Source organism: Streptomyces sp. RLB3-17 (genome assembly GCF_007113425.2).
GTDB lineage: Bacteria > Actinomycetota > Actinomycetes > Streptomycetales > Streptomycetaceae > Streptomyces > Streptomyces mirabilis_D.
On sequence record NZ_CP041610.2, the window covers coordinates 8,725,785 to 8,741,425 of the forward strand.

13 protein-coding genes, 3 pseudogenes and 1 riboswitch are annotated in these 15,641 nt (G+C 68.1%); of the genes and pseudogenes, 7 read left to right on the top strand and 9 right to left on the bottom strand.

The annotated features are described in order from the left end of the window. Positions 1-38: 38 nt before the first annotated feature. The 3 genes from fmdA to FNV62_RS58085 all read right to left on the bottom strand — a co-directional run bounded on the left by fmdA (position 39) and on the right by FNV62_RS58085 (position 2,420). Positions 39-1,289 (bottom strand): formamidase, encoded by a 1,251-nt coding sequence (fmdA, locus tag FNV62_RS39040; protein WP_143603330.1) that lies wholly within the window; start codon positions 1,287-1,289, stop codon positions 39-41. Between the two features lie 24 nt (positions 1,290-1,313). Beyond that, positions 1,314-1,949 carry an AmiS/UreI family transporter gene (locus tag FNV62_RS39045; RefSeq protein WP_143603331.1) on the bottom strand — a complete coding sequence of 212 codons (636 nt, stop codon included), beginning with the start codon at positions 1,947-1,949 and terminating at the stop codon, positions 1,314-1,316. A 192-nt stretch (positions 1,950-2,141) separates the two neighbouring features. Continuing rightward, positions 2,142-2,420 (bottom strand): FmdB family zinc ribbon protein, encoded by a 279-nt coding sequence (locus FNV62_RS58085; protein ID WP_097286766.1) that lies wholly within the window; start codon positions 2,418-2,420, stop codon positions 2,142-2,144. An 824-nt stretch (positions 2,421-3,244) separates the two neighbouring features. Here FNV62_RS58085 and FNV62_RS39055 point away from each other — a divergent pair. The 4 genes from FNV62_RS39055 to FNV62_RS39070 all read left to right on the top strand — a co-directional run bounded on the left by FNV62_RS39055 (position 3,245) and on the right by FNV62_RS39070 (position 6,740). Beyond that, positions 3,245-4,408 carry an NAD-dependent formate dehydrogenase gene (locus FNV62_RS39055; RefSeq protein WP_143628591.1) on the top strand — a complete coding sequence of 388 codons (1,164 nt, stop codon included), beginning with the start codon at positions 3,245-3,247 and terminating at the stop codon, positions 4,406-4,408. Between the two features lie 365 nt (positions 4,409-4,773). Beyond that, complete coding sequence (locus FNV62_RS39060; protein ID WP_054237114.1) at positions 4,774-5,196, top strand: hypothetical protein; 423 nt, start codon at positions 4,774-4,776, stop codon at positions 5,194-5,196. 515 nt (positions 5,197-5,711) lie between these two features. Next, on the top strand, positions 5,712-5,927 hold the full coding sequence (locus FNV62_RS39065; protein WP_179858316.1) for a DUF6243 family protein: 216 nt from the start codon (positions 5,712-5,714) through the stop codon (positions 5,925-5,927). A gap of 168 nt (positions 5,928-6,095) precedes the next feature. Beyond that, positions 6,096-6,740: a hypothetical protein gene (locus FNV62_RS39070; protein ID WP_143628593.1), complete on the top strand. Its 645-nt coding sequence runs from the start codon at positions 6,096-6,098 to the stop codon at positions 6,738-6,740. Positions 6,741-6,771: 31 nt separating this feature from the next. On the opposite strand, the pseudogene FNV62_RS39075 reads toward FNV62_RS39070, so the two are convergent. Next, positions 6,772-6,858 (bottom strand): annotated as a pseudogene (locus FNV62_RS39075) (IS5/IS1182 family transposase); the annotation flags it as partial. A gap of 6 nt (positions 6,859-6,864) precedes the next feature. Continuing rightward, a pseudogene (locus FNV62_RS39080) lies at positions 6,865-7,011 on the bottom strand (short-chain dehydrogenase); the annotation flags it as partial. Between the two features lie 373 nt (positions 7,012-7,384). Here FNV62_RS39080 and FNV62_RS56050 point away from each other — a divergent pair. Together FNV62_RS56050 and FNV62_RS39085 are read left to right on the top strand one after the other, a co-directional pair. Then, positions 7,385-7,618, top strand: a pseudogene (locus FNV62_RS56050) (transcriptional regulator); the annotation flags it as partial. 58 nt (positions 7,619-7,676) lie between these two features. Beyond that, entirely contained in the window at positions 7,677-8,708 is a 1,032-nt protein-coding gene (locus FNV62_RS39085; protein WP_143603332.1) for a Gfo/Idh/MocA family protein, read from the top strand. Positions 8,709-8,800: 92 nt separating this feature from the next. Here the strand turns inward: FNV62_RS39085 and FNV62_RS39090 are convergent, their stop codons facing one another. Further along, on the bottom strand, positions 8,801-9,772 hold the full coding sequence (locus FNV62_RS39090) for an aldo/keto reductase family protein (RefSeq protein WP_060900816.1): 972 nt from the start codon (positions 9,770-9,772) through the stop codon (positions 8,801-8,803). 480 nt (positions 9,773-10,252) lie between these two features. Between FNV62_RS39090 and FNV62_RS39095 the strand changes: the two genes are divergently transcribed. Then, entirely contained in the window at positions 10,253-10,717 is a 465-nt protein-coding gene (locus FNV62_RS39095) for a DUF6174 domain-containing protein (RefSeq protein WP_144315871.1), read from the top strand. A 323-nt stretch (positions 10,718-11,040) separates the two neighbouring features. Here the strand turns inward: FNV62_RS39095 and FNV62_RS39100 are convergent, their stop codons facing one another. The 3 genes from FNV62_RS39100 to FNV62_RS39110 all read right to left on the bottom strand — a co-directional run bounded on the left by FNV62_RS39100 (position 11,041) and on the right by FNV62_RS39110 (position 14,769). Continuing rightward, positions 11,041-11,829 carry a hypothetical protein gene (locus FNV62_RS39100; RefSeq protein ID WP_225900521.1) on the bottom strand — a complete coding sequence of 263 codons (789 nt, stop codon included), beginning with the start codon at positions 11,827-11,829 and terminating at the stop codon, positions 11,041-11,043. A gap of 286 nt (positions 11,830-12,115) precedes the next feature. Next, complete coding sequence (locus FNV62_RS39105) at positions 12,116-13,405, bottom strand: NRAMP family divalent metal transporter (protein WP_225900522.1); 1,290 nt, start codon at positions 13,403-13,405, stop codon at positions 12,116-12,118. Further along, positions 13,402-14,769, bottom strand: a complete 1,368-nt coding sequence (locus tag FNV62_RS39110) for a magnesium transporter MgtE N-terminal domain-containing protein (protein ID WP_143628599.1) — start codon at positions 14,767-14,769, stop codon at positions 13,402-13,404. The genes FNV62_RS39105 and FNV62_RS39110 overlap by 4 nt, the downstream gene beginning before the upstream one ends. Positions 14,770-15,082: 313 nt before the next feature. Then, positions 15,083-15,260, bottom strand: a riboswitch (M-box (ykoK) riboswitch). Positions 15,261-15,641 lie beyond the last annotated feature (381 nt).

Sequence of the window (15,641 nt, forward strand, 5' to 3'; positions counted from 1 at the left end):
TCGCTATTGAGTGACGGCGGGCCCCCTCGTTGTCCGGTTCAGGCTGTGGCCAACGCGCACTGACCGCGGTCGGCCTTCATCGGGCCGGCGGCGGTCGGCCGGACGTCGAAGTCGAACATGGCGGTGGGTACGTACAGCGAGCAGCAGGCGTTGGGGATGTCGACGATGCCGCTGATGCGTCCCTCGATGGGGGAGGAGCCGAGCAGCAGGTAGGCCTGCTCTCCGCTGTAGCCGAACTTCTTGAAGTACTCGACGGCGTTGAGGCAGGCCCGGCGGTAGGCCAGCGTCGCGTCCAGGTAGTAGTTCGTGTCCGTGTCGTGGTCGACGGAGATCCCGATGAAGGTGAGGAACTCTGTGTACCTCGGCTCGACGTTGCCGGGAATGAACACGGGGTTGGTGGAGATGCCGTACGTCTCCATGCCGCCCTTGATCAGGTCGACGTGGAAGTCGATGAAGCCGCCCATCTCGATGGCGCCGCAGAAGGTGATCTCTCCGTCGCCCTGGCTGAAGTGCAGGTCGCCTCCGGAGAGCTTGGCGTCCTTGACGTGCACGGGGAAGAAGACCCTCGAACCCCGAGTGAAGTTCTTGATGTCCTGGTTGCCTCCGTTCTCGCGAGCTGGCACCGTGCGTGCGCCTTCCTCGGTGATGCGCCGGGCGAGATCCCCGGTGGCCGTGCCCGCGAGCGCGTTGGTGCTGTCCGGCGGTACGGCGAGCGGCGGGACCCGGTTCGGGTCGGTGTCGATCAGCGCCTGCTCGCGGGTGTTCCAGCGGGCGAGCATCTCGGCGGAAGGAGCGGTCCCGAACAGCCCGGGGTGGGTGATTCCGGTGAAGCGGATCCCGGGCAGGTGGCGGGAGGCCGCCTGCTGTCCGTGGAAGTCCCAGATCGCCTTGTAGGCGTCCGGGAAATAGTCGGTCAGGAAACCGCCGCCATTGGCCTTGGCGAAGACGCCGGTATAGCCCCATCCCTGGCCTGCCGCGTCTCCGGTCTGCTGCGGAACGGGGCCCAGATCGAGAAGGTCCACGACGAGCAGGTCACCTGGTTCGGCGCCCTCCACGCCTATCGGGCCGCTGAGCATGTGGGGAATGGTCAGGTCGATGTCGCGGACGTCGTTGGCGGATTCGTTGTTGCCGACCTGGCAGTCGGTCCAGTCGCGGCACTCCAGGCGGAACTCCGCTCCGGGCCGCACCATGGCGACGGTGGGGACGTCCGGGTGCCACCTGTTGTGTCCGGGAACGTCCTGGTCACGCATCGACTTGCTCTGGTCCACACTGAATACGACTTCGGGCATGACAGCCTCTCAATTTTGATCCGGTCAGGACGTTGTGCCTGTACTTCCGGCCGATTCCGTCGGGGCCGACTGCCGCGTTTTCCTGGTGAGCGGCCACAGCGCCGCGAACACGACGACGCCGAAGGCTCCGAGGGCGATGGCGATCTCCGTGGTGTGCTTCCAGTAACCGGAAAGCAGCAGCGCCGCGGGAATGACACCCGTGACCCAGCCCTCGATCGCCGTCACCCAGCCCACGTAGTCGGACAATCTCTTCTTCTTGAGGCCGAGCAGCAGGAAGAACAGGAACCACAGGAAGGCCCAGTAGAGCCAGATGACTCCGAACGGGTAATCCTTGAAGAGGTGGAAATTGACGAACGAATATCCAAGGGCCACGATCGCCACGAAGAGGGAGTAATAGCCGACACAGATGTTGTCGATTCCGGCGAGCAGGACGATACCTACATAGAGGTAGGTGAATCCGAAAAGATAGATTCCGGATGCCGCCAGAATCTTCAGGTGGTCATCGCCGGCCGTGAAGATGAGGTAGGTCGGCGTCAGAACCTGCAGTCCGCCCACGAAGAGGTTGAAGACCGCTGCGGACTTGGCGTCGACCCTCCCCAGCAGCAACAGCCCGTTCAGGAACAGCACAGCACCGACAAAGAGCAGTCCCACGTTGCCCACGGGGACACACCTCCCAAGTCCGCGTGGGGGAGCGTCATCGCGTGGCGCCCCGACGCCGATGAGCTGCCCGGCATAAGGCTCGGCTCACGGCTCGCGTCGCGTGATTCCGCATTCCGCGCACCTCTACGGGAACGACGTCGTGTTCCGATGTCGAAACCCGCATGAGACGTTCTGCCTTGTCGATCACCGCCCTCAGAGACGCGGCAGCCGCGGGAGTGCGGGGTGCGGGTGCCGTGGCACCCTTCTGCGTGGCGGCACTTGGGAGACTACTGCCGGGGCCTCACGCGCCTGCTCCTCCCGGACATGGAGGGCGGCGACCGCGTTCGGGGTCAGCGAGAGACCGGGCGAGGAATACACACGTCTCGCAGCGCCTGCGCAAACAGGGCAGCCGTAAGCCTTGGGCGCCGTCCCGATTTCCAACTTCACATCGAAGGGCCCACAGCGGCTGCATAGATATTCATAGGTTGCCATCAGCAGCCTCCGGATGCCGGTGGACGCTGGCCAACCCGATCGTGTACGGCGTGCCCAAATGGGCGCACGCCACAGCGTTTTTCCTACCTTCAAGGAGACGTCTCGTAAATCCACGTGTCAAGTCCCGGGCGGCTGGGCCTGCCCTTTCTCGGAACGATCCGATGGCGGGCCCCGCCGTTGCCACACAACAGACCCACCGCGAGGGCTCGAAGCGCCGTACATCAGGGACTTTCTGATCCGTCCCTTCTCGCGCACATGGACCAACTCGTAACTGAAGGTGGAGAACGTTGTTGTAGGCGTCCCAGAATCCGACGCCGGCAATGGGCACGGCCTGCTCCGGCAGCCCGTGCCGTGCGCCGAGGCCGCACCCGCCGGGCCAAGGCCATCCTGCCGATCGCCAGGCCCAGACCGATGGCGGCCAGGCCGGCGAACAGGCTGCCGAAGACGTTGAACGCGTCAACGGAGACGTCCCCCGAGGTGTGGGAAACGTCAGTCCCAGTACGTGGCGGGCCGACCCGCCCAGAACACCGCCGAGCGCGACCGCCGCCAGGGTCTCGGGATTTACTCTCGGGCACGGATTCGTTCGCCCGCATCAGAAGTCTCCGTAGAGAACACGGATCAGTCTCCGTACAGAACACGTATCGGTGCGCACTGTCGCCCGAACTCCTGCCGCAGACCTCACCGAATATCCGCATCGTTATCCACTGGCCCACCACCATGATATCCGTGGGGATTGCAGCGTCGACGCGCGCTCAACTAAAATTCAAGATCATCGGTACCCGACCGGTTCGCCGGAGCGGCGGCCCCACCGATGGAGGACGGCCATGGCAAAGATCCTTGCGGTGCTCTATCCCGACCCCGTGGGCGGTTATCCTCCCGACTACGCCCGCGACGAGATTCCGGCCATCACCGGATATCCGGGCGGTCAGACCACGCCGACCCCACAAGCCATAGATTTCACCCCGGGGCAGCTCCTCGGCTGCGTCTCGGGAGAGCTCGGACTACGCCGGTTCCTGGAGGACCGGGGCAACGCCTATGTCGTCACCAGCGACAAGGAAGGGCCGGACTCCGCCCTGGACCGCGAGTTGCCCGACGCGGACGTGGTGATCTCGCAGCCCTTCTGGCCCGCCTATCTCACCCCCGAGCGGATCGCTTCCGCTCCCCGGCTCAAACTCGCGATCACGGCCGGGATCGGGTCGGACCACGTCGACCTGCCGAGCGCCATCACCCACGGCATGACGGTGGCGGAGGTGACCTACAGCAACAGCATCAGCGTGTCCGAGCACGCCGTCATGCAGATCCTCACTCTGGTGCACAACTACATGCCGGCCCACGACTGGGTGACCGCCAAGAAGGGCTGGAACATCGCCGACAGCGTCTCGCGCGCCTACGACCTCGAAGGCATGGACGTCGGCGTCCTCGGCTCCGGCCGTATCGGCCAGGCGGTACTGCGCCGCCTCAAGCCGTTCGACGTCACACTGCACTACTGCGACGCGCACCGGCTGCCCAAGGAGGTCGAAGGGGAACTGGGGCTGACCTGGCATCCCGACGCTCGTTCACTGGCCTCCTCGGTCGACGTGCTGTCGATCCACACCCCGCTGCATCCGCAGACGCAGAACCTCTTCGACGACGACCTGATCGGGGCCATGAAGCGCGGTTCGTACATCGTCAACACCGCACGTGCGCTCATCGTCAACCGGGATGCCGTGGTGCGGGCCCTCAACAGTGGCCAACTGGCCGGTTACGCCGGTGACGTCTGGTATCCGCAGCCGCCACCGCCCGACCATCCCTGGCGCACCATGCCCTACGAGGCGATGACGCCGCACGTGTCCGGCTCGACCCTCTCGGCACAGGCCCGCTACGCCGCCGGTACCCGGGAGATCCTGGAATGCTGGTTCGACGGGCGCCCCATTCGCCCGGAGTACCTGATCGTCGACGGCGGTGGGCTCGCCGGGACGGGAGCGCGCTCCTACACGGTCGCCGGATAACGCGTATCGAGCCGGAACGGCACGGTTGCCCCCGAGTGAGTCGACACCTCTGGACGGCGCCTTACCGAGGCAACCTGATAATTCCCGCTCAATAACAGACGGCGGACAAGGAATCAGTAGAAGATCAATTGGACGACATAGCCGAAGATCCACCACATGAGTGGGCAATGGACCTTCGGCTGTGTCGTGCCTGTTGTGAGCCCATACCCCTGTGATCCGATTCACCCCGAATCTGCTGGCGGGGCGCGGTCGAGACCCTTAGCTTGCTAAATAGGCAGAATTTTCTATGCGTAGGCGCGAGCGCCGCGCATACTGTTTCGCAAGATATTCAAGGCGAACGTCGGGAAGGTGGATCAGTGAGCAGCATGGACGCCGTGTGGGTCCGGGGCGTGAACGGCATTCAGTTGCATCACGTGACCGATCTTCAGGATGCCGGCCGGTTTTTGGGCAACGCGGCGATGGCATTGCGGGCCGCACACGTAAGGACCGGCGCCGACCGGTACTCCAGCATCGCCGCCGAGCTGAAGAGCCTGGTGCAGCGAGTGCGAGAACTGGAGGACGAGGCGCGGTCGAGCATGCACGACCTGCATTCCACCGACCCCGAGCGGTTCGCCCGCTGCCGGGACGGTCACGAGCCGTGGCCTGGTGAGATCCCGGCGGGATTCATCCCGCGCCACACCTGCAAGGACGAGTGCCTCTACCACGATCGTGACGTCCTCGACGCCATCACGCAGTGCACCTGCGGCCGGCCGCCGTGCCGGGCATGCGAGATCGGCGGGAAGCTCTGAGAACGCTGGTCGGGTGCCACCACGCGGTAGCCGTGCGCGGCCAACGCTGAGATCCACCGGCCCCACGCCGACCTCGCGGACCCGCCGCGCTCGTCATCTTGATGTGTGATGTGTGATGTGCGATGGCGGGCGATTAGTTGTTGCCTTCCCTGCCCGATTTCGGGCAGGGAATTAGAGTTTCTGTGACTCCCTGCCCAAAGGTTGTCCCGTAACGGCGGGGGCAAGTGAGATGATCTCTCATGCCGTCAGTGTGCTCGCGACCACTGACAACGCCCGCGGCGGCCCAGTAACGCCCATCTGGACTTGCCCGGGCGGGCGGCGACCACCGGCGGGTGCTGGCGGTGCTGGGATTGGCGTGCGGGGCCGACGGAAGCGGGTAACGTCATTGCCATGTTCTTCCAGACGCCGATTTACGAGTGAGAGCGTGATGGGCCCCTGTTGACGTCCTTCGACGTCGCCGCCCGTCCTCCACCGATGAATCCGTAGATCACTTCAAATCATCACCGGGAGAACCCGTGACCGTGAGCAAGAACATCAACAACCCCGTGGGCATGGGCGGCGGCCAGCGCAAGAAGCTGTCCCGCGCCGAACGGCAGAACAACGGTCCGTACCGCAACCTCGACCGCCAGGGTGCGGCCGACCAGAAGGCGGAGCTGGTGCGCAAGATGCGCGAGAAGGTAGGCGCAGCTGAGGGCGCCGGGCAGGCGGGCGACGACACCGCACAGAGCTGACGCACCGCCGCCGTAGGGCGGCACCGCACGGGGCAGGGCCCGGACCGCGACGCGCGGTCCGGGCCCTGCTGCCGTACCGTGCGCCGTCGGTCCCGCTCAGCTCTCGGCCGACCATCCGCGTCTCAGCTGACCACCCGGGGCAGCCGCAGATCCGCCTACCCTCGTGTCATGCAGCTGCCTCGGGATCCGTCGAACGTCACGCATGTCCTTGTGGCAGCCTTTCCGGCACGTCTTGCCGGTGCCGTGCAGAGCGTCTTGGCGGTCATGCCGGATGCCAGGTTCCCGCCAGCGGAGCCATTCGAGGTTGTTGAGGTGCAGGGCGAGACCGTCGCCATCCCCTACCGGATCCACAACGAGGAGCCGGAGACCGGCGGCTCGGAGCGGCCACTGACCGAAACCCAGCAGGTGATCTTGCATTGCCTGTACTCACGGCACGGTGATGGGAGGGTCCGCCAGCGCCACCTCGAAAAGATCATGGCGTCGAGCGAGCCATGGGTGGTCCCCTTTGTGGTGCGGTTGGCCGGCGAGTACGTGCTGGAGATCCTTGACGCGATCGGCCTGGGTGTTCCCGGCCTCGTTGCCCCGGGGTCGGCTGACCGCAGGCTCTATGGCGAGTTCATCGAGCGCAATCCAGACTTCTTCGCACGCACGGAGCGACGCGTGGTGAGCTACTGGTCGTGCCACTACCGTTGGAAATATGAACTGTTCGGGACGTATCCGGGGTCAGCGCTGATGGAGGCGTTCCGGGCCGCCGCGGCAGAACACGCCGGCGTGAAGTGGCCGCGGCACACACCGCCGCCGTCGGCGACATGATCGGCGGGTCTGCCTGAGCGCAGTCGTCGCCCTACCCGGCGAGGGCGAGATTGTGCAGGCGGGCGCCGTGGATGACGTGGTGGACGCCTTCGCCTTTGAGGCGGCAGTCGCGCAGGATCACGTTGATGTCCCAGCCGGAGGCTGACAACCGGCGAGCGATACCCGCACCGACACCGACGGTGCGCCCCACCCCGGTGACCAGGGCGAGCGGACGGACCGACGGGTGGGCCCGACCGGGAGCGGGGCGCACTTGGCCGCTGTTCGTTGTCACGGGCCGAGACCGTCCATGATCGGAACCGGTGGGGCAACCGCCTTTTTCGCAGCCGGAGTTGCCCGCAGGGAAGATGCTGCCGGTGCCATTGCCATGGTCGTCGCCCAGCCGACCGCGCGGCCGACCTGCCGAACGGACGGCGTCAGGACCCCGGCAAGCGCGGTCCGTCGTCTTCCTGCTCCTGGTAGGGCGCACGCGAGCGCGGCTTCTCCGGTGAGACCGGATGACAGAGATGTGGCGCGAAGTCTTGACGCGTCCCGCTCCGTTGCGTTGATATGACTGCGCAGTCATAGCGGTGCAGTCATGACAGTGCAGTCATGTGCGGGACTGGGACGGGGATTCGGCTGCCGAAGATCGGGAGACACCATGGCACCAGTCCGTCGGTGTGGTGACGCTCGGCATGGCTTCGTACGGTCCGGCCTTGCTGCTCATGGGTGTCGAGCGTGCTGTGCGGGACGCCGGCGACGCACGCCGAGTGGTCAACTCCATGGAGGGCGAGAGGGCGGGCATCACCGGGGCCGTGGACTCGCTCCTGGACCAGGGCGTGGACGGCATCGTCATCTCCGGGGCGATCGACGAGGAGGACGGCGCACGAAGAGGGCGGCGCGCTGATCACTCCGCCCGGGTCGCCGTGGCGAAGACAGAAAGAAGACAGAGGAGTCACCTTGGACACCCCCGTACGCATCGGACTGATCGGCTATGGCTTCGGCGGCCGCGTCTTCCACGCCCCGCTGCTCGCCGCCGCCCCGGAATACGAGTTCCTGGGGGTGGTCACCACTTCGCCCGAGCGCCGGGCCCAGGTCGCCCAGGACGTGAGCCGGCCGGCCTTCGACTCGCTGGAGGACCTGGTCCGTGCCGGCGCCGAGGCGGTCGCCGTCTCCACGCCCGCCGCCACGCACATCCCTTTGGTGCGGCAGGCGCTGGAACTGGGCCTGGCCGTCGTCTGCGACAAGCCGTTCGCACTCGACGCGGCCTCGGCCCGTGCGGCCGTCGAACTCGCGGAGAAGCACGGCCGTCCGCTGACGGTGTACCAGAACCGCCGGTGGGACTCCGACTTCCTCACGCTGCGGACGCTGCTGGACAGCGGCGAAATCGGCACCGTGCTCCGCTACGAATCCCGGTTCGAGGTCTTCCGGCCCGAGGCGGGTGCTCCTGCCGCGGGCGGTGGAACCCTCGTCGACTTCGGCAGTCACCTGGTCGACCAGGCACTGGTGCTGTCCGGCCCGGTGGAGCGGGTGTACGCCGAGATGCACCACCGCGACGACGAGGACGGACTCGACGACGACGTCTTTGTGGCCCTGACCCACCGCAACGGAGTGCAGTCGCACCTGTGGGGCAGTTGGCGGCAGGGCGCTCCGGGACCCAGTCTGCGTGTCACCGGGACCACGGGCACCTTCGTCGTCGACCACCGGGACAGTCAGGACCGCGCGCTGATGCGCGGTGCGACCCCGCAATCCGAGGGCGACGGCTGGGGTACCGAGCCCGAACACCTCTGGGGCCAGGTGCGGCGCGGAGACACCGTCGAGCCCGTCGCCTCGGCCCGTGGCCGGTGGGACCTGTTCTACACCGCCTTCGCCGCCGCGGTCCGCGGCGAGGGGCCCGTTCCCGTCGACCCCTGGGACGCGGTGGCCACCGCCACCGTCCTGGACGCCGCGCGGTCCAGCGCCCGCGATGGCCAGGTGGTCCGACTGCCTTGACCGTGCCTGACCGCAGAATGCGAAGGGGGCCTCTCCAACTGGAGCGACCCCCTTCGAGGGACAGGGTCCGAACTGCGTCAGACGCGGCCCGCCTAGGCGGCGTCGCGCACCACCACCGGGTCGAGGACCGTGTCGATGGCCTGCATGAGGTCGGCCTCCAGCTTGACCCCCGCCGCCTTGACGTTCTCGGTGACCTGTTCGGGCCGGGAGGCGCCGATGATGGCGGCGGAGACGTTGGAGTTCTGCAGAACCCAGGCCACGGCCAGCTGGGCCAGGGACAGCCCGGCCTGCTCGGCGAGCGGCTTCAGCTGCTGGACCCGTTCCAGAACGTCGTCCCGCAGGAAGCGGCCGACGAAGGTCGCGCCGCCCTTCTCGTCGGTGGCGCGGCTGCCGGCCGGCAGCGGGGCGCCCGGCGCGTACTTGCCGGTGAGGACACCCTGGGCGATGGGGGACCAGACGATCTGCCCGAGGCCGAGTTCCTCGCAGGTCGGCACGACCTCGTCCTCGATCACCCGCCACAGCATCGAGTACTGCGGCTGGCTGGAGACCAGCGGGATGCGCAGCTCCCGGGCGAGCGCGTGGGCGCTGCGGATCTGGTCGGCGGTCCACTCGGACACGCCGATGTAGTGGGCCTTGCCGGAGTGGACCACGTCGGCGAACGCCTCCATGGTTTCCTCCAGCGGCACTGACGGGTCGTAGCGGTGCGCCTGGTACAGGTCGACGTAGTCGGTCTGCAGCCGCCGCAACGAGTTGTCGATGGACTCCATGATGTGTTTGCGGCCCAGGCCCCGGTCGTTGGGGCCCGGGCCCGTCGGGAAGAAGACCTTGGTGAAGATCTCCAGGCCCTCCCGTCGCTCGTCCTTCAGCGCCCGGCCGAGAACGGACTCGGCCCGGGTCTGCGCATAGACGTCGGCGGTGTCGAAGGTGGTGATCCCCGCGTCGAGAGCGGCGCGCACACAGGCGAGCGCCGCGTCCTCCTCGACCTGGGAACCGTGGGTGAGCCAGTTGCCGTACGCGATCTCACTGATCGTCAGACCGCTGCGGCCGAGCTTGCGGAATTCCATGGTGCGACCTTACTTACGGTCCTGGCGGGCGGGCTCCAGCGGGATCAGCGGGATCAGGTCGCGATATCAGGGGGGATGCTGCGGGGTGCCGGCCTTGGGGGCCGCGACCGCGCAGACGCCACCGCGTTCGACGCGGACCAGAGAGCTTTGCGCAGCTATCCCCTCCCGCGACCTCTGGTGGTGAGGACGATCGTCGGCCGGCCCTCGATGGGGCCTGGGTTCACGTCGCCGGTCTCTTCGTGGCGCTGCACGTGCTCGGCGACGAAGTCGCGAGGGCTGGGCGCGTACCGCCCTGCCAGTGGTGAGCCCGACCGAGGGCGTGACGCCCGGCGCAACCGCCTCCACGCCCTCAGCCTCCGTGACCGAGACGGATGCTTCAGAGGCCGCCAGTGACACGGCCGAGGGCAACGCCCCACACGCTGCCGTGAACGCTCTTGTGCCGACCGGCGTCACAGTGGTGACCGACACCGAGGAGTCACCATGACCGCCGGACGTTCCCGTCCTCGCTACGTGCCTACCGTCGTGCTGGTCGGGGTGCTGTGCGCCGCCACCGCCTGCGGTTCCTCGACGTCCTCAGGATCCGTCGAGGCGCATGAGCCGAAGACCACCTGGGAAGAGCCCGCCTCGTACGCCTACACGCTGACGTCGACCACCCAGGTCCTGGCGGGGACCTTCCGGGTGAAGGTCCGGGACGGCAGAGTGACGGAGGCGGTCGGGGTCGACGCGGACAGTCGGCGGCAGGTGCAGGAGCTGCCGGGTGAAGTGCCCACCATCGGCGGGCTGTTGAGGAGGTTGGACAAGGCCCGCAGCGAAGACGCGGACACAGCGGAGGCGGACTACGCGGCCGACGGGCGCCCGGTGCGGATCTCTCTGGACTGGGACAAGAACGCCATCGACGACGAAGCCCTGTACGTCATCAGCTCCTACGAACCGAACCCCGGCTAGTGCGGCGCGCCGCAGATGGCCCCCATCCGCAGAGTCCAGCGGCCGTTCCGCCCGGTGAGTCGCAAGGTGGACAACGGCCGGAGCGCATGGAAAGCAGCCCGGACAGCGGCCACCGGCACCACACGCGGCACCCAGCCGCGGTGGCGCAGACGAGAACCACACTGCCCTCATGACCCACCTGGCCTGCCGGAGTTCAAAGCCAGGGCCTGCCAGAACAGGTATCGGGTCAGTTCGAGCTGGATCTGGTCCACAAGGCCGCGCGCAGCCAGGAGGTCGGCCTGGAGCCCGTCCTATGGGTCGTGGTGCGGGAGATGAGTCCCAGGTCAGTGCAGGTCCACCTGGAAGGCGTGACGGTGGTCGGCGGGGCAGGTGAAGATGCGCAGGTCTCCCCACCGGCCGACGACAACCCCTGTCTCGTCGTCGCTGGCCACGGTGAACAGGAGTGTCATGGCCGTGCCACAGGCATCGCAGGGAAAGACTGTGGGTTGCGTCAGGTGCCAGGTCGGCCAGCCGCCGAGTTTCCAGCCGGCGAGGCGGGTGATGACGTCACCGCCGTCGCCGGTCTCGCGGACCAGTTGCTCCAGCCGCGGACGGAGTTCTGCAGGCAGCTCCTCACGGAAAGGGAAGTCGGTCACGTGCTCAGCGGTGATGGCGCACGCCTGGGGCAGGTATCCGTCCTCGTCATACCGCGAGGGCGACGGCGGGGTCGTCAATTGGCTGATCACGTCCGCGGCCCGACGCCATCGCACCTCGAGCACAGGGCTGATGTCGGCCTGCTGGGCCGGAGGATCCCAGTGTTCGTTGGGGCACCAAAGGATCTGCAAGAGGTCGATGCCGGCGGGCCACCAGGGTCCCGGCGCGTCACGCCGGAAGATCTGTGCGACCGGCACCATGGCCGTGGCGGGAACGCCGACAGGGCTGTTCTCGTCGGGCAAGGAACACTCGGGCCACGGTTCGTCACTCGGCCACAGCAGTGGTCCGCCGATCGAACTGTTCCGGCAGTCCGGCTCCGCCCGCTCGGGATGGAGTACGACCGCGTCGCGCGCGTGGGGAGCGAGTTCCGGAAGCACGGCGAGTATCGCTTCGGTTGTTGGTCTGGAGGTGCGCGTCATCGTGCCTTCCGGTCCGCTGGTCGTAGATCGCTCGCAGCGTATAGGGCGGCTGTGACACCGGTTCCCACTCGCAGATCATGAGAAGAGGCACAGTCGGATCGCGGCAATGCCAGCGGGTTCCAGCTTCAACCCTGCTGCCGTGATGGGGCTCAACGCTTGACCTTCGAGTCGGGTTGAAGGTTCACCGTCGCCGGCGTGAGGACGTATCGCATCTCGCAGCCGGCCGAGGGTTACGGCGTGGGCCACGACGCCGCGTTTCTTTGCGGGGCCTTCCTCTGGGTTGGGGTCAGCCGAGGCCGAACCAGCCCAGGACGGTTTGCACGAGCAGGATGGTGGACATGCCCGCGACACCGACGACGACGGTGGTCGCGGCGACGCGGTAGCGCGGGCTGTTGGCCGCGGGGCCGAGCAGGGAGCGGCGGTTGGTGAGGACCAGCAGGTAGACCAGGACGATGGGGCTGATCAGGCCCTGGAGGACCTGCGTGCCGATGAGCAGCTGGATGACGTCGACCGGGGTCATCGCGACGACCGCGCCGAGCACGATCTGGGCGGTGAACAGGCCCAGGAACAGGGGCGCGTCGCGGAAGCTGCGAGAGACGGAGCGTTCCACGCCGGCGGCCTCGCCGATGGCGTAGCTGGCGGACAGCGGGACGACCGCGCCCGCGAGGGCGGACGCGCCGATCAGGCCGAAGGCGAAGAGGAGTTCGGCGTTCTGTCCGGCGACCGGTTTGAGGGCTTCGGCGGCTTGGGCGGCGGAGTTGAGCGGGCCGGTGCCGCCGATGACTGCGGCGGTGGCGATGATGATGGTCAGACTGATGATGCAGGCGAACACCGCGCCCAGCACCGCGTCCAGTTTGATCAGCCGGTAGTCCTCAGGCTTGGCGCCGCGGTCGACGACGCCTGCAGCGGCGTAGAACTGCATGTACGGGCTGACCGTGGTGCCGATCAGGGCGACCGCGAGCAGGATGAAGTCCTTGCTGGGCTCCACGTGCGGAACGATCAGGTGCTTGCCGACCTCGCCCCAGTGCGGGTGGCCGAGGATCATCGCGACGGGGTAGGCGAAGAACGCCAGCGACATGAGCAGGAAGATGCGTTCGGCCCACCGGTAGGAGCCGAACAGGACGAGTGACCACAGCAGGATCGCGGCCGGCGGGACAACCGCCCACTTCGGCACGCCGAGCAGCTCGAAGGCGGCGCCGATGCCCGCGAACTCCGAGACCACCAGGCCGGTGTTGGCCAGCAACAGGCAGAACACGGCAAGCGCGGTCAGCCGCAGGCTGAACTGCTCGCGGATCAGGGCGCCGAGTCCCTTTCCGGTGTGTGCGCCGAGGCGTACGGCCATCTCCTGAACCATGACCAGCGCGATGGTGACGAGCACCATGAAGAACAGCGTGCCGTAGGTGAATTGGGACCCGGCGGAGGCGTAGGTGGCGATGCCGGCGGCGTCGTTGCCCGCGTTCGCGGCGACCAGGCCGGGCCCGGCGACCGCGGCGATCACCGCGAGGCGTCCCAGGCCGCGTCGCCGCGTGACGGGGACGGCGGACTGGGCCGGAGTGGTGTCCAGCTCGGGGGTCACTGCAGGAACCTCCGAAAGTGCAGGCGCCCGCTCTCGGGCAGCAGCGTGTCCAGGACGTCGTCGGCGAGGATGCGGCCCAACGGGCGGTCCTCGTCGTCGACGACGAGGAGGGAGGAGACGCGGGCGGCGACCAACTGCTCGGCCGCCTCCGTCAGGCGGGTGTCCGGGTGGACGGTCGCCGACGGCCCGAACTGGGCCAGCCAGCCGGTCAGATCGGCCACCTTGGTGGCGTCCTCGGCCACCGCCAGATCGAACAGGGCGACGTCGGCGACCAGGCGGCCGTCGTCGTCCAGCACGGCGATCGCATCGATCTCCGTACGGTGCTCGGCCTGCGCGGCCAGTACCGCGCGCACCTCGGCGACGCTCTGCTCGCGACGGGCGGTGACCAGCAGCGTGGTCATCGCACCGCCGGCCGTGTCCTCGGGGTAGGCCAACAGGCGGCGCAGGTGCCCGGCCTCAGCGGCGGGCATACGCTCCAGCAGGCGCTCCCGCTCGTCCTCGTGCAGATCGCGCAGCGCGTCCACGGCCTCGTCCGGCTCCATCTCCTCCACCAGCCGGGCGGCATGCTCCGGTTCGGCCTCGCGCAGCAGGTTCTCCAGCTCGGCCGGTTCCATCTCCTCCAGCGCGTCCGCCGCGGCGGCGGGTTCCAGCATGTGGAGCAACTGCTGCCGCTCGGCCCGGCCCAGGTCTTCAAGCAGGTCTGCCAGGTCCGCGGGGCGCAGCCGGTGCAACGCGCCCCGGGAGGCGCGCAGTTGGACCTGGGCGGGTCCGTCGGTGGCGTGCTCGGCGAACGGCGCCATGGCCTGCCAGTCCAGCACCCGCTCCGGGGTCGGCCGGGACTGCCAGCGGCGCGGACCGAGCCGGCGCAGCAGGGTCGGCAGCGACACGTCCACCCCGACCAGCACCACCCGGTCGGCGAGCGGGGCCAGATAGAGGTCGGCGGCGCGGGTGACCTGCACTCCATCGACGTCGACGAGTTGGTGGTCGAGTACGTCGCGGGCGAGCAGCACCTCGCCGGGGCGGCGCTCGTACTCGCGCAGGTCCAGGCGCGCGGTGCGCAGCGCGACCCGCCCGGAGTGCACCTTCTCGACGGTGTCGGCGGGCAGGAAGGCGTGCCGGCGGCCGACCCGTACGACCAGGCCGGTCACCGGCGGGTAGGGCTCGGCGCCGTAGAGCCGGGCGACGACATCGACGACCCGGCCGACCTCCTCGCCGGCCTGGTTGGTGACCGGTCCACCGATCAGCCCGGCCAGCGAGACCAGGGACGCGCGCACCGCCTTGGAAGCGGTGGCGCGGCGTTCCAGCTGGACGCGGCGGCCGCGCAGGCGGGCGCTGGTGGACATGAGCAGAGTGTTGGTGGCCAAGGTGAACACCTCCTTGCCCCGACGAGACGGCGGGGCGCCGGGCGGCACCAGACAGCACAGGCGCCCCTGGCCAGGGAAATCACGCGAGCGTGCTCGGGAGCGGGCAGGCGTGAGCCGGCGGCCGACGGCGGTGCCGGACGGCGGTCAGGGAGCGATCGGCTGCCTCGTGTCGCGGCAGGACGGCAAGAACGAGGACAACGCGGAAGAGGGCCGACTATGGCCGGGACTACTGTCCATCACTCGCCTCCCTCCGGCCGGGACACCCAAGGCGTCACAACGACTCGGCAAGGAGCGACCAGGGCGCGATGCTCCTGGTACACCCCAACTCGTCAGAGCTTTGGCACTCCACGGCGTAATCCCACCTTCTGGGCGGGAAGCCACTTGGCCTCACCCCTTAGGCCGGGGAGAGGTGTCCTGAACCTGGGCGTCTCTCGACGTCGTCGGGTCAGTGGCCTGTGTCCGTGAAGACGCCTCACCGAACGAGGTGCCTGTTCAAACCGCGCACAGCATACGCCCGCCGCGGTCACCGTGACCAACGCGCCGGTCACCATCGGTAAGAGCGGCCGCACAACGAGGAATAGCGCGAGACCTGTAGAAGGAGCCCAACAGAACGACCACCACAGTGCGGGCACGTCCCGCTGCCACGAGGAGGACAGCCCTCCCATGACGAGCTCCGGCAGCCTGCCCGTCGCTCCCTTTGCTCACGGCAACCGGACACCGGCCCGCCGAGGCGGCCTGCGCCGCCTGGTCCTTGGGCCGGTCGTGCCTACCGCGCCGGTGCCGTCGTCATACCGGACTCACACCACGCTCCTACCAAGACCAGGAGCGGCGGCACCTGGCCCGGTCCCCCTTCTCCGTGAGTGCGCCGCCAT

Excerpts from the sequence above, each read along its gene's own strand:
- fmdA (WP_143603330.1), bottom strand. The coding sequence starts at position 1,289 with ATGCCCGAAGTCGTATTCAGTGTGGACCAGAGCAAGTCGATGCGTGAC.
- FNV62_RS58085 (WP_097286766.1), bottom strand. The coding sequence starts at position 2,420 with ATGGCAACCTATGAATATCTATGCAGCCGCTGTGGGCCCTTCGATGTG.
- FNV62_RS39055 (WP_143628591.1), top strand. The coding sequence starts at position 3,245 with ATGGCAAAGATCCTTGCGGTGCTCTATCCCGACCCCGTGGGCGGTTAT.
- FNV62_RS39060 (WP_054237114.1), top strand. The coding sequence starts at position 4,774 with ATGGACGCCGTGTGGGTCCGGGGCGTGAACGGCATTCAGTTGCATCAC.
- FNV62_RS39070 (WP_143628593.1), top strand. The coding sequence starts at position 6,096 with ATGCAGCTGCCTCGGGATCCGTCGAACGTCACGCATGTCCTTGTGGCA.
- FNV62_RS39090 (WP_060900816.1), bottom strand. The coding sequence starts at position 9,772 with ATGGAATTCCGCAAGCTCGGCCGCAGCGGTCTGACGATCAGTGAGATC.
- FNV62_RS39095 (WP_144315871.1), top strand. The coding sequence starts at position 10,253 with ATGACCGCCGGACGTTCCCGTCCTCGCTACGTGCCTACCGTCGTGCTG.
- FNV62_RS39100 (WP_225900521.1), bottom strand. The coding sequence starts at position 11,829 with ATGACGCGCACCTCCAGACCAACAACCGAAGCGATACTCGCCGTGCTT.